This window comes from Enterobacter cloacae complex sp. SHL009 (assembly GCF_049237205.1).
Taxonomy (GTDB): Bacteria; Pseudomonadota; Gammaproteobacteria; order Enterobacterales; family Enterobacteriaceae; genus Enterobacter; species Enterobacter cloacae_M.
Genome location: NZ_JBMKIW010000001.1, coordinates 618,375 through 630,574 on the forward strand (window position 1 = coordinate 618,375; position 12,200 = coordinate 630,574).

Here is a 12,200-nt window from a genome sequence, read left to right on the forward strand (position 1 = left end):
ATTATCTGGCTTCTATTTTAAAGGCGCGAGGCTGTGGGGAAGGCGTGTTTGGGCCAAACCAGACATCGTAGATTTTTGCTGCCTGACCGTTCTTCTCGAGGTTAACCAGCTCGTCGTTAACGGCCTTCAGCAGCGCCGTTTCGCCTTTTTTCACCCCAACGCCAATCTCTTCTTTGCTGAGCAGGTCGGGCAGGATTTTAAAGTTCGCTTTATCCGGCGCCTGCGCCAGCAGACCGGCCAGAATGGTGCTGTCCTGGGTGATGGCCTGTACGTTACCGTTGCGCAGTGCCGTCAGCGCCAGCGGAATATCGTCATAAGAGAGCACGCGTGACTGCGGGAAACGCTGGTGAAGCGCCTGCTCGCCCGTCGTTCCTTTGACCGCGCCAATACGCGCCCGGCTATAGTCATCAAGCTTGTCCGGTGATTTAGCCGGCACGAGGAACTGCTGGCCGGTGACAAAGTAAGGCGTCGAGAAATCAATCACCTGCGCGCGTTCCGCGGTGATAGTGATATCCGCCACGATCAGATCGGCTTTTCCGGACTGCAGCAGCGGAATACGGTTAGCCGGATTGGTGGCAACCAGTTCAAGCTTCACGCCGAGCGATTTTGCCAGCGCTTTGGCGAAGTCCACGTCATAACCGACGATCTCGTGCGTTTTGGCATCAATAGAGCCAAACGGCGGGTTGGCGTCAAACGTGGCCACTTTCACCACCCCTGCGGCCTTAATATCCGCCAGCTGATCGGCCTGTGCCTGCGCTGAAAGCAGGCTGCCCGACGCCAGTAATCCCAGAACCAGTGTCCGTTTTGTAAACCCTTTCATGTTTGCTGCCATAGTCATTCGCCATCTCGTTGTTTTTGTTTTACCCCTCTACGCTCCCATAAGCGAAAGCTATCGCCAAATAAGAAATCGTTCTTTGCTATGAGCAAAAAAGCATTAGTGAACAAGGTGTTAATGAAGAGTGAAAAGAACGGGAGGCTATTTGCAAATCCTGCACATCGACAGTGGATTTTGGTATTTCCCCCGCGCGGCATTTGAGTGCTTAACTGAGATCAGACACGGCGAGAGAGGGTAAGACGATGAAAAAATGGATCAGCACGTTACGGCGGTTTTTTGCGACCCGACCAGTGAATGCGGAGAACAGCGCGCAACGTGTTCTTGAGTCAATACTGCCTGTCGCCAGCCTGTATGGCGTCGACGTCGCCAACATTGACCCGGAGTGGTTCCATGATAAAACGTCACGCTGAACTGCGCCGCACGCGCGAAACGTACTGGAACGAGGTGTGCGTGACGTGTAACGAGTGAAATAAAAAAGCACCGGCTTCCCGGTGCTTTTTTATTAGATCTTGCAGGCGTCGCCGCAGTCGTCGTCGGCGACAATCGCTTGTGCTTTTTTGTCTGCATCGTCCAGACGTTCCGCATTACGCTCTTCGGCTTCATCCAGACCGTTAAAGACTAAGTTATCGAGATCAATTTCCATGTGGCACCTGCTCTGTTCAGTTTTTGATACTGGCACAGTATAGGGCAAAAAAAGCCAGCAATGTACCTCGCAGCACATAAGGATAATCCCTGCCATACTCAGTGCTTTATCGCTGAGGAGAGCACATGATTACACTCTGTAAAACCTGCGGAACCGCCTACGATGCCCGCCCGGACAGATGCCCAATTTGCGAGGATGAACGCCAGTACGTGCCCGCCACGGGCCAGGCATGGACCGATCTCGACACCGTCACCGCCACGCATAGCAATAAATGGCAGCAGCTGGAGCCGCGGCTGTTTGGGATCAAAACGGTGCCCGCGTTTGCGATAAACCAGCGGGCGCTGTTCCTGCAAACGCCCCACGGGAATATCCTCTGGGACTGCATCGCCAACCTCGACCCCGCAACCAAAGCGCTCGTTACCGCCCTCGGCGGCATCAGCGCGATTGCTATTTCACATCCGCACTATTACACCACCATGCTGGAGTGGGCTGCGGCGTTTGATGCGCCGGTGTATCTGCACGCCAGCGACAAAGAGTGGGTCATGCGCGACAGCCCGGCCATTCATTTCTGGGAGGGGGATGCGCTGGATATTTTCCCGTCGGTCACCCTGCTGCGTCTGGGAGGGCATTTTACCGGTGGAACGGTGCTGCACTGGCAGGAGGGGGGCGGGGTATTGCTGGTGGGCGATATTCTGCAGGTCACGCCGGGTAAAGACGCCGTCTCGTTTATGTGGAGCTATCCGAATTATCTTCCGCTGCCGGCCCGCACCGTGGCGTCGGTGGTGAGTCATCTCGAAGGCAAAACCTTTGAACGTCTTTACGGCGCGTTTGAAGGGCAGAACATCCAGGCCAGTGCGGACGAGATTGTGCAGCGGTCGGGCCAGAAATATATTGCTTGTCTGAAGTAAACCACGATGGGTAAACTTTACGAGTGTGATCTCGATCATGCCTAAACTAAAACAGATAAAAGAGACATTGCTATGCAACATATCATTGAAGGTTTTCTCAGCTTTCAAAAAGAGATTTTCCCGCAACGTAAAGAACTCTTCCGCAGTTTAGCGTCCAGCCAGAATCCCAAAGCGCTGTTCATCTCATGCTCCGACAGCCGTCTGGTCCCGGAACTGGTCACCCAGCAAGAGCCAGGACAACTCTTTGTCATTCGTAATGCTGGCAACATCGTACCGCCTTTCGGGCCGGAGCCTGGCGGCGTGTCCGCCACTATCGAATATGCCGTGGTGGCGCTGGGCGTCACGGATATCGTGATTTGCGGTCACTCCAACTGTGGCGCGATGAAGGCGATTGCCGATAACGCGAACCTGGAGCCGATGCCTGCTGTGTCACACTGGCTGCGCTATTCAGACGCGGCGAAAGCCGTGGTTGAGAAGAAAACCTGGGATAAGCCGATCGATAAGGTCAATGCGATGGTGCAGGAGAACGTGTTTGCGCAGCTGAGCAACATTAAGACCCACCCGTCCGTCGCGGTGGGCCTGCGTAATAACTCCATCCGACTGCACGGCTGGGTGTACGACATTGAAAGCGGCAAAATTCTTGCCCTGGATAAAGCGACGAAAACCTTCGTTTCGCTGTCTGAAAATCCGGAAGTCTTCTTCGAGTAATCCGCGACAGCAGGGCATGGAAGCCCTGTCAGTTCTCGATATACGGTAATCTGCGCCGCGATCGAGACGCGGGTTTTTCCGCCGCCTTCGCCATTGCTTCCGCAATCTCTGCACACTCAGCCAGCCCCTGAACGAAGGGACGATCGTGCATCAGCCACGGTATCGCGCCGAAGGCAATGCGCCCGCGAACGGCGTCAGGCGCATTTAAGGTGTAATCCTCACCGACGTCCGGTATCTCTTCGCCCGTGGCTTCCAGCTGTTTGCGCAGCGTCGGAAAGGGCAGATCCTTCGTTTTGAGCGGCTTCTGCCCGCGCGCATCAATAAACACGTCGAAACGGTAAACGGTCTCTTGTGTAGTGATTACCGTTCGATCGCTGCCAATATCCAGCGCGTAATCGTCGCCGAGCGTCGCCACGCTAATGATGCCGGCTTCGCGAAGCGCGAGCAGCCTGCGGATAGACTGCGGAGGGATGGCCGCATAGTTGTCGATGAATACGCGGGCGAGGCCTTGCTTAAAGCGCTCTCTGTCCCGTTCGTTGAGGTGGGGAACAATCTCCTGAACCACCTCATGCAGCCGAAGCACGGTATAGCGCCAGGCTACGGTGCGCCGCTCGCGTTTGTTCCGCTCAACCTCGTTGAGATTCTCCTCTGCCCAGGTAAAGGGGCCGTGCCGTTTACGATCCTCAAACCAGGCCTCACGAATGCTGTCCGCATTCTGCTTATGCAGGGATATTTTCTCACACCACGTCGGGTCAGCCAGCTGAAGCTCTTTGACCATCAGGGTAAATATACGGTCGAGCAGGCCATCCGATCCTTGGGCAATCTCGCTTTCAGCCGCGCCTTCGGTCAATACCGACAGCGGTTCGTAAGGAATAGGGCAGTAAAAATCGGCTTCCGGCAGAATACCCGTTCGGGACATCAGGACAATCTTCAACGCGTCGCTGCCTTTATCCAGCACGAATTTATCATCACGAAATTCACCGTGCTGCATCACCACCGCCATGGCCGCGTCGAGACCGCTTAACGATGTCCCCATGATACCGACGCGGCAGGGAGGGATACTGGCGTCCATCAGACCGGACCACGGGCTTGGGAAGAACGTGCGCGTGGATTCGTCCTCGTCTGGCCAGACGTGGCCGGTGGCGATAACCGCAAGGTCGAATTGTTCAGGCAAGACGCTGCCGTTGACGGAAAGCGTAACGCCGGTTGTCGCGGGAATGATGTCTGTGACCTTCGCAGATTCATGGACATCAACGTTGAATCCCAGCCTTTTTGCCTCTTTTACGATGGAAAGAAAGCTGTCGCGGAAATATTGACCCAGCAGAAGCCGCGGCAGGAACTGCCGGTCATGCAGGCGGGTTTTATCAACCTTAAAGCGCGCAATATGGGCGTCACTCTGTTCCTTGAGCCAGTCGAGGTAGGTGATAAAAATGGGCGGGATTTCAATGCTCGCAATGTTCGCCAGCATTAGCCGGGAATTATCGTCGTCGTTATAGGGCATACCCACGCCAGCGTCTTCGGATTGTTCGAAAACGGAAACGGAGAGCGGCGTGCTGTTCTTGAGGAGGTGATAAAAGGTGTAAATCCCTGTGGGGCCGGAGCCGATAATCGCGATCTTCTTCATCAACACGTTTCCTGTGTTTTTTTCCATAAGAAAAGCGTAGCAGGAGAATAATGATGAAAATAAGGGATTAGGATAATTCAGGATATCAGAAGAGGATTTGCACCATTTCAGGACTGAAATGGTGCGTCCGAGTGGACTCGAACCACCGACCCCCACCATGTCAAGGTGGTGCTCTAACCAACTGAGCTACGGACGCAGAATGGTGCGTTCAATTGGACTCGAACCAACGACCCCCACCATGTCAAGGTGGTGCTCTAACCAACTGAGCTATGAACGCAACGTGTTGTCGGTGACAACGGGGACGAATATTAGCGGCACAGCACCGAGGTGGCAAGAGGGAAAATGCAATTTTCTCTCTGATTTCACGCGATTGCTGTATTACCGCGCAAAGTGAAGAGAAAGTAGCCGCCGGGTGGCGGCTACTGCGTATTTAACGGGCAGCGCGTTGCAAAATGATCGTTGATGGCTGGCGCTGCAGGAAGCGCATTCGCATCATCATCATAATCGCCGCCGACGTCAGGCCGATGATAAAGCCCATCCAGAACCCTGCCGGCCCCATGCGCTCAACCACTAAGTCCGTCAGGGCCAGAATATAGCCACACGGCAGACCCAGCACCCAGTAGGCGATGAAGGTGATAAAGAAGATGGAGCGCGTGTCTTTATATCCACGCAGCACGCCGCTGCCAATCACCTGGATGGAGTCAGAGATCTGGTAAATCGCGGCCAGCAGCATCAGGTGCGATGCCAGCGTGACCACTTCCGGGTTGTCGTTATAGAGCAGGGCAATCTGCTCGCGTAATGCAACGGTAAAGAGCGCCGTACAGACAGCCATGCAGACGCCGACGCCCAGCCCGGTCCGGGCGGCCGTTTGCGCATCCAGCGTTGAGCCCTGGCCCAGGCGGAAGCCGACGCGAATCGTCACCGCCGCCGCCAGCGACATCGGTAGGACGAACATCAGGGAGCTGAAGTTCAGCGCAATCTGGTGCCCGGCCACGTTCACAATGCCCAGCGGGGAGACCAGCAGGGCAACCACGGCAAACAGGGTCACCTCAAAGAACAGGGCGAGGGCGATCGGTAACCCTAACTGCACCAGACGCGTCATGATGTTCCAGTCCGGCGTGCTAAATCTTTTCTCGTTACGAATGTCGCGCATGGAGCGGGCGCGTTTTACAAAGGCGATCATGGAGAAGAACATCACCCAGTAAACGGCTGCCGTCGCCACGCCGCACCCGACGCCGCCGAGCTCCGGCATCCCGAAATGACCGTAAATAAAGACATAGTTCACCGGAATGTTGACCAGCAGGCCGATAAAGCCCATCACCATCCCGGGCTTGGTTTTCGCCAGGCCCTCACACTGGTTACGCGCCACCTGGAAAAAGAGGTAGCCGGGCGCACCCCAGAGCAGGGCGCGCAGATAGCCCACGGCTTTATCAGCCAGTGCCGGGTCAATGTTATGCATAGCGCGAATGATGTGGCCCGCGTTCCAGAGCACGACCATGATCAGCAGGGAAACAAACCCTGCCAGCCAGAAACCCTGACGAACCTGATGGGCAATGCGCTCGCGACGACCCGAGCCATTGAGCTGAGCGATAACCGGCGTGAGCGCGAGCAGCAGACCGTGGCCGAACAGGATGGCCGGAAGCCAGATTGACGTGCCGATAGCCACGGCCGCCATATCGGTGGCGCTGTAGCCACCTGCCATTACCGTATCCACAAATCCCATTGCGGTCTGGGCCACTTGCGCGACGATCACTGGTATAGCCAGTGCCAATAGCTGGCGCGCTTCATTCATGTACTTCTGCACGTGAACACCTTTATTTTGTAGTTATTTGAGAGACTAAAAAAGCCGCCGAAACGGGCAGCAAGAAGAAAATGCAGGGGGGTGCCAGCTATTGTAGCGGGCTTTAGCTATTTATCTAGTGAAAAAATCGCCAGAAAATGCGCTCCGCTGGCAACCTCTTTTTCCAACTGTTATTGTGGTGGGATTAAACGGTGTCACCACCGTCCGGAAAAAACAGGAGTTGTAAGCATGTTTACTGGTATTGTGCAGGGCACCGCCAAAGTGGTGTCCATTGATGAAAAACCTAATTTCCGTACTCATGTTGTTGAGCTGCCGGAATATATGCTTGAGGGTATTGAAACCGGCGCGTCGATTGCTCACAACGGCTGCTGCCTGACCGTTACCGAAATTAACGGCAACCAGATTAGCTTTGATTTAATGAAAGAGACGCTGCGCATCACCAACCTGGGCGAACTGGCGGTAGGTGATACCGTTAACGTTGAGCGGGCGGCGAAGTTTAGCGATGAGATTGGCGGCCACCTGATGTCCGGGCACATCATGACCACCGCCGAAGTGGCAAAAATCGTGACCTCGGAAAATAACCGTCAAATCTGGTTTAAAATGCAGGATCCTTCATTAATGAAATACATCCTCTATAAAGGATTTATTGGCATCGATGGGATTAGCCTGACGGTGGGTGAAGTAACGCCAACGCGTTTTTGCGTGCATTTAATTCCTGAAACGCTGCAGCGCACCACGCTGGGTGCCAAAAAACTGGGGCACCGCGTGAATATTGAAATCGATCCGCAAACCCAGGCGGTGGTGGATACGGTTGAGCGCGTGCTGGCAGCAAAAGAAGCGGCAATAATAAAGACCGCCGCAGAAGAAGAATAAAAAATAACCCCGGGCATCCGGGGTTATTTTTTTAGCGTGCGACACGTAGTCCGTGTTCAATCCCACGGCTGAATACCACCTGCCAGAGCTGAATATCCCGTGCGCGAAACGCCCCCGCGCAGGCATTCAGATAATAGCTAAACATCCGCCTGAATCGTTCAGAATAGTTGTCCGCAATCTCAGGCCAGGTCTCCTGAAAACGCGCATGCCATGCCATCAACGTGGTGTCGTAATCCGCGCCAAAGTTATGCCAGTCTTCCATCACGAAATGGGGTTCACTGGCGTTGGCAATCTGGCGGACGGAAGGCAAACAGCCATTCGGAAAGATGTATTTGTTGATCCACGGGTCGACGTTATTGTCGGTTCGCTTAGAGCCGATGGTGTGCAGCAGGAAGATGCCGTCCGGTTTCAGATTCCGATCCACCACCTCAAAATAGGTAGCGTAGTTTTTCGGCCCTACGTGCTCGAACATGCCGACGGAGACGATCCGGTCAAACTGCTCGTTCAGGTCACGGTAATCCTGCAGCCGGATATCCACGTCAAGACCCTCACAGCGCTCCCGCGCCATTTTTTGCTGTTCCGCTGAGATCGTCACGCCGACCACGCTGACGCCATAGTGTTTCGCCATAAAATACGCCAGCCCGCCCCAGCCGCAGCCGATATCCAGCACGCGCATGCCGGGCTGTAGCTGCAGCTTTTCGCTGATCAGACGCAGCTTGGCCTGCTGGGCCTCTTCAAGCGTCGACGCGTCTTTCCAGTAGGCGCAGGAGTATTGCATGAAAGGGTCCAGCATACGGCTGAACAGGTCGTTGCCCAGATCGTAGTGTTCTTTGCCGACGATCCACGCGCGTTTTTTACTTTGCAGATTAAACAGTCGGGCTGAGGCGACACGCAAAGTGTCTTTCAGATTGCGAGGGAGTTGATTTTCAAGACCGGCACGCAGCACGCTGGCAAAAAAGGTGTCCAGACGTTCGCACTCCCACCAGCCGTCCATATAGCTTTCTCCCAGGCCTAACGATCCCTCTCGCAGCACGCGTTTAAAAAAGTCGGGATGTTTAACCTGAGGATCGGATGGCGATGATCCATTGATAGTGATGCCTGCTCGACCTAACAGTTCACTGACGATCCGGGACCAGTTGTCGTCCGGAACGCTGACTTCTTCTATACACGATGAACTCATAGCTTCTCCATCACCCTACTGTGATCAGAACCTTAAAACAGCGTAGACGCTTTTTTTGGTTTGTGAGAAATCTCACGGTAAATACCGCGAGGCTAATATCCGACGTAGAACAGAGGAAGGGAGATAACCCTTGCCGAAATGCCTTCCATGGTAAAACGGGAGCACTCCGGCTCCCGTTAACACTTAATATTTATCGTATTTAATCGAACCAAATTTAGTATAGGCCTCAAAATTTGGTGATTCAACAGAAAATTCTTAGCAACCTAATCACTGAAAATTAACATAGTTTCTGGCGCGATTAGGCATGCGAGGTTTCTACCTGCGTGCTCTCACCCTGCGCGGAAGCCTGCATGCGATAGCCTATGACGGCCAGCGCAACGGTAGCCAGCATCACGCTGGTTGTCGTCAGCAGCGGCGTGGCAATCAGCGCGGAGACCACCAGGCTTGCCAGGAAGCACAGCCCCAGCTGCAGGGTGTTCTGCAGCGCAGCCGCGCGGCCTGTCGCCTGCGGGAACGGACGCAGTGCCTGGGCTACAACGATAGGGTAGATCGCCCCGTTGGCGATGGCCATCACGCAGAATGGAATCAATATTTCGGCCAGACCCGCGCCCGGAATAAAGCCAACGGCCCAGGTCCCGATAACGCTCAGCGCATAGAGCACCAGCAGCCACGGCAGCATCTGCTGGCCTTCCCATTTTTGCAGCGCCGCGCGACAGCCGTACCCGCCCACCAGGAACGCGATGGTCTGCGGAACGTAGCTCAGGCCAATGGCCGCCGGGCTATAGCCCATATCGTGCAGAATAAACGGCGAGCCGGTCAGCCACGCGAAGAAGCTTGCCGAGCAGGCGGCATAGATCAGGACATTCCCGCGATACGCTTTGGCGCTGAGCAGGGAAGTAAAGGTAATCGGCTTCGCGTCAGTATGCGCTTCTTTTTTATGCGCGGGCTTGAGGGCGAACGCCGGCAGCATCAGTACCAGAGTAATGGCAAACAGCGTGGCGAAAATGGCCTGCCAGTCGAAATGCGCGAGGATCCAGCTGCCCAGCAGGGGAGCGAGGGCAGGTGAGAGACCCACCAGCGGCATAATGGTGGCGAAAATACGGTTTGTGCGGTTAGCCGGGTAATAGTCGGTGACCAGCGCCTGCCAGGTCACGGCCGCGGCACAGACGCCCACGGCCTGAATAAACCGCAGCACCAGCAGCCAGGTGGCATCGCGTACCCATAACATTCCCAGGCAGCCTACCGCAAAAATGGCCAGGCCCAGCAACAGTACCGGTTTACGACCAAAGCGATCCGAGAGCGGTCCCCAGAGCAGCTGAGCGAAGGCAAAGCCGGCGAGGAATAAACTCAGGCTGGCGCTGATGGCGGCAGCAGGCGTTTGTAAATCTTCCTGCATGGCGGCAAACGCCGGCAGGTACATATCGGTGGCCAAAAAGCCCAGCACGCTCAAGCCGCCGAGCCAGACTAAAAAACCGTTCCTGGGTTGCACTGTTTTATTCTCCTGAGGAGGCAGGTATACATTGGCGCTGAGTGTAGGGAGTGCAAAGCCGCTTGTGAAACGCTAATATTTGGCGGATGCATTCAAAAATTTTGCAGGCAGAAAATGTGGTCAGATTATTCTCTTGAAGTGGTCGATGCTGTTGCGCGTAACGGCAGCTTTAGCGGTGCGGCGCAGGAGCTGCACCGCGTCCCTTCGGCCATCAGCTACACGGTGCGCCAGCTGGAGGAGTGGCTGGCGGTTCCGCTGTTTGAACGGCGGCATCGTGATGTGGAATTAACGCCCGCAGGCGCGTGGTTTTTGAAAGAAGGGCGTTCTGTTATCAAAAAAATGCAGATCACCCGCGAACAGTGTCAGCAGATCGCTAACGGCTGGCGGGGACATCTTTCCATCGCGGTGGATAACATTGTTAAACCCGAGCGCACCCGGCAGATGATCGTCGATTTCTACCGTCATTTTTCTGACGTCGAGTTGCGGGTCTCGCAGGAGGTGTTTAACGGCGTCTGGGATGCGCTGGCGGACGGCAGGGCAGAGATGGCGATTGGGGCCACGCAGGCGATCCCGGTCGGGGGACGTTACGCTTTTCGCGATATGGGAATGCTGAGCTGGAAATGCGTGGTGGCAAGCGATCATCCGCTGGCGGCGATGGAAGGGCCGCTGAGCGATGACACGCTGCGCAACTGGCCGTCGCTGGTGCTGGAGGATACGTCCCGTTCATTGCCCAAGCGTATCACCTGGCTTCTCGACAACCAGCGGCGGGTGGTGGCCCCTGACTGGGAATCGTCGGCGACGTGCCTCAGCGCCGGGCTGTGCGTCGCGATGGTGCCCGTTCATTTCGCGCGTCCGCGCATCGATACCGGAGAGTGGGTTGAGCTGACGCTGGAGAATCCGTTCCCGGATGCGGCCTGCTGCCTCACATGGCAGCAAAATGATGTCTCGCCTGCGATGGCCTGGCTGCTGGATTATCTGGGAGACAGCGAAACGCTGAACCGGGAATGGTTACGGGAGCCAGCGTAGCTGGCCCCCGTAAAGCGATTAACGACGGTAGTCGCGGAACGGACCATCCGCAACGGAACGGCGTTCGATAAGACGCGGGTGAACTTCAATGGACTGCGACTCTTCACGCTTGTTGACGATTCTGTCCATCAGCATGTTAAAAGCCGTTTCGCCCAGCGAGTCTTTTGGCTGGTGAATGGTGGTCAGCGCCGGGGTGAAGAAGCGCGCGTTACGCACGTTGTCATACCCGATCACGGAAATATCCTGCGGTACGCGCAGGCCCAGCTCGTCGGCAGCGCAGAGCGCGCCCATGGCCATGATGTCGCCTCCGCAGAACACGGCGGTCGGACGGTGCGGCTGGGAGACGATCTGCTGCATCGCGCGGTAGCCCGATTCCGGCTCAAAGTCGCCCTGCACAATCCAGTTTTCCGGCACGTTGATCAACGCTTCTTCCATCGCTTTCATAAAACCGGCCAGACGGCCCGCGCCGGTGTTGCGCTCCAGCGGACCGGGGATCACGCCAATCTCGCGGTGACCGCGTTCGATCAAATAACGACCGGCCATATAGCCGCCTTCAAAGGCGTTATCGATAACGGAATCGGTGAAGTCTGCGCGCGCTTCGCCCCAGTCCATCACCACCATCGGAATATGGCGATACTCTTCCAGCATCGACAGCACTGACTCCGGATACTCGGAGCACATTACCAGCAGGCCATCAACGCGCTTTTGCGCCATCATCGACAGGTAGGCACGCTGTTTTTCAATGCTGTTCCACGCGTTGCCCAGAATCAGGGTATAGCCTTTCTGGAAGCAGTTCTTTTCGACCGCTTCAATGATCTCGGCAAAATAGGCCGCTTCACTGCTGGTTGCCAGCAATCCAATGGACTTGGTGTGATTAACCTTGAGGCTACGTGCAACCGCACTTGGCGAATAGTGCAGCTCTTTGATCGCTGCCCAGACGGCGTTGCGCGTCTCTTCCGCCACAAAGCGGGTTTTGTTAATTACATGTGATACGGTTGTAGTGGAAACGTTTGCGCGTTTTGCTACGTCTTTAATTGTTGCCATTAAATGTCACTCCAGACCATATCCTAAGCTCCTGAAAAACTTGAAGGTAAACGTTTGCCTTCTCTCACC

Annotated in this window: 12 protein-coding genes and 2 tRNA genes; 5 read left to right on the plus strand and 9 right to left on the minus strand. The window is 55.5% G+C overall.

Annotated features, from left to right (window positions below):
• Nucleotide 1 precedes the first annotated feature (1 nt).
• On the minus strand, nucleotides 2-832 hold the full coding sequence (locus tag ACOTZC_RS03070; protein WP_163354096.1) for an ABC transporter substrate-binding protein: 831 nt from the start codon (nucleotides 830-832) through the stop codon (nucleotides 2-4).
• A 245-nt stretch (nucleotides 833-1,077) separates the two neighbouring features.
• Between ACOTZC_RS03070 and ACOTZC_RS03075 the strand changes: the two genes are divergently transcribed.
• Nucleotides 1,078-1,245 carry a hypothetical protein gene (locus ACOTZC_RS03075; protein ID WP_014831607.1) on the plus strand — a complete coding sequence of 56 codons (168 nt, stop codon included), beginning with the start codon at nucleotides 1,078-1,080 and terminating at the stop codon, nucleotides 1,243-1,245.
• A 92-nt stretch (nucleotides 1,246-1,337) separates the two neighbouring features.
• On the opposite strand, the gene ACOTZC_RS03080 is transcribed toward ACOTZC_RS03075, so the two are convergent.
• A complete protein-coding gene (locus ACOTZC_RS03080) occupies nucleotides 1,338-1,478 on the minus strand; it encodes a hypothetical protein (RefSeq protein WP_003857665.1) in 141 nt (46 codons plus the stop codon).
• 125 nt (nucleotides 1,479-1,603) lie between these two features.
• Between ACOTZC_RS03080 and ACOTZC_RS03085 the strand changes: the two genes are divergently transcribed.
• Both ACOTZC_RS03085 and ACOTZC_RS03090 read left to right on the plus strand, forming a co-directional pair.
• The gene (locus ACOTZC_RS03085; RefSeq protein WP_045401400.1) at nucleotides 1,604-2,386 is read left to right on the plus strand and encodes an MBL fold metallo-hydrolase; all 783 of its coding nucleotides are present in this window, start codon (nucleotides 1,604-1,606) and stop codon (nucleotides 2,384-2,386) included.
• Nucleotides 2,387-2,458: 72 nt separating this feature from the next.
• The gene (locus ACOTZC_RS03090) at nucleotides 2,459-3,094 is read left to right on the plus strand and encodes a carbonic anhydrase (protein ID WP_023311344.1); all 636 of its coding nucleotides are present in this window, start codon (nucleotides 2,459-2,461) and stop codon (nucleotides 3,092-3,094) included.
• Nucleotides 3,095-3,122: 28 nt separating this feature from the next.
• On the opposite strand, the gene ACOTZC_RS03095 is transcribed toward ACOTZC_RS03090, so the two are convergent.
• From ACOTZC_RS03095 to mdtK, 4 genes are all read right to left on the minus strand, one after another.
• A complete protein-coding gene (locus tag ACOTZC_RS03095; protein WP_047174421.1) occupies nucleotides 3,123-4,718 on the minus strand; it encodes an FAD-NAD(P)-binding protein in 1,596 nt (531 codons plus the stop codon).
• Between the two features lie 119 nt (nucleotides 4,719-4,837).
• Nucleotides 4,838-4,914, minus strand: a tRNA-Val gene (locus tag ACOTZC_RS03100).
• A gap of 4 nt (nucleotides 4,915-4,918) precedes the next feature.
• Nucleotides 4,919-4,995, minus strand: a tRNA-Val gene (locus ACOTZC_RS03105).
• 153 nt (nucleotides 4,996-5,148) lie between these two features.
• Nucleotides 5,149-6,522: an MdtK family multidrug efflux MATE transporter gene (mdtK, locus tag ACOTZC_RS03110; RefSeq protein ID WP_045401396.1), complete on the minus strand. Its 1,374-nt coding sequence runs from the start codon at nucleotides 6,520-6,522 to the stop codon at nucleotides 5,149-5,151.
• A 225-nt stretch (nucleotides 6,523-6,747) separates the two neighbouring features.
• Here mdtK and ACOTZC_RS03115 point away from each other — a divergent pair, with 225 nt between their 5' ends.
• Nucleotides 6,748-7,392: a riboflavin synthase gene (locus tag ACOTZC_RS03115; protein WP_023311347.1), complete on the plus strand. Its 645-nt coding sequence runs from the start codon at nucleotides 6,748-6,750 to the stop codon at nucleotides 7,390-7,392.
• A 31-nt stretch (nucleotides 7,393-7,423) separates the two neighbouring features.
• Here the strand turns inward: ACOTZC_RS03115 and cfa are convergent, their stop codons facing one another.
• The gene (gene cfa, locus ACOTZC_RS03120) at nucleotides 7,424-8,572 is read right to left on the minus strand and encodes a cyclopropane fatty acyl phospholipid synthase (protein WP_045353815.1); all 1,149 of its coding nucleotides are present in this window, start codon (nucleotides 8,570-8,572) and stop codon (nucleotides 7,424-7,426) included.
• A 298-nt stretch (nucleotides 8,573-8,870) separates the two neighbouring features.
• Nucleotides 8,871-10,061: a purine nucleoside transporter PunC gene (gene punC, locus ACOTZC_RS03125; RefSeq protein ID WP_045401390.1), complete on the minus strand. Its 1,191-nt coding sequence runs from the start codon at nucleotides 10,059-10,061 to the stop codon at nucleotides 8,871-8,873.
• A gap of 114 nt (nucleotides 10,062-10,175) precedes the next feature.
• Here punC and punR point away from each other — a divergent pair, with 114 nt between their 5' ends.
• Nucleotides 10,176-11,087, plus strand: coding sequence for a DNA-binding transcriptional activator PunR (punR, locus tag ACOTZC_RS03130; RefSeq protein ID WP_023311350.1), 912 nt, complete (start codon nucleotides 10,176-10,178; stop codon nucleotides 11,085-11,087).
• 18 nt (nucleotides 11,088-11,105) lie between these two features.
• On the opposite strand, the gene purR is transcribed toward punR, so the two are convergent.
• Nucleotides 11,106-12,131, minus strand: a complete 1,026-nt coding sequence (gene purR, locus ACOTZC_RS03135) for an HTH-type transcriptional repressor PurR (protein ID WP_023335431.1) — start codon at nucleotides 12,129-12,131, stop codon at nucleotides 11,106-11,108.
• Nucleotides 12,132-12,200 lie beyond the last annotated feature (69 nt).

Coding starts and splice junctions, on each gene's coding strand:
- ACOTZC_RS03075 (WP_014831607.1), top strand. CDS start 1,078: ATGAAAAAATGGATCAGCACGTTACGGCGGTTTTTTGCGACCCGACCA.
- punR (WP_023311350.1), top strand. CDS start 10,176: ATGTGGTCAGATTATTCTCTTGAAGTGGTCGATGCTGTTGCGCGTAAC.
- cfa (WP_045353815.1), bottom strand. CDS start 8,572: ATGAGTTCATCGTGTATAGAAGAAGTCAGCGTTCCGGACGACAACTGG.
- ACOTZC_RS03070 (WP_163354096.1), bottom strand. CDS start 832: ATGGCAGCAAACATGAAAGGGTTTACAAAACGGACACTGGTTCTGGGA.
- purR (WP_023335431.1), bottom strand. CDS start 12,131: ATGGCAACAATTAAAGACGTAGCAAAACGCGCAAACGTTTCCACTACA.
- ACOTZC_RS03095 (WP_047174421.1), bottom strand. CDS start 4,718: ATGAAGAAGATCGCGATTATCGGCTCCGGCCCCACAGGGATTTACACC.
- ACOTZC_RS03090 (WP_023311344.1), top strand. CDS start 2,459: ATGCAACATATCATTGAAGGTTTTCTCAGCTTTCAAAAAGAGATTTTC.
- ACOTZC_RS03115 (WP_023311347.1), top strand. CDS start 6,748: ATGTTTACTGGTATTGTGCAGGGCACCGCCAAAGTGGTGTCCATTGAT.
- ACOTZC_RS03085 (WP_045401400.1), top strand. CDS start 1,604: ATGATTACACTCTGTAAAACCTGCGGAACCGCCTACGATGCCCGCCCG.
- ACOTZC_RS03080 (WP_003857665.1), bottom strand. CDS start 1,478: ATGGAAATTGATCTCGATAACTTAGTCTTTAACGGTCTGGATGAAGCC.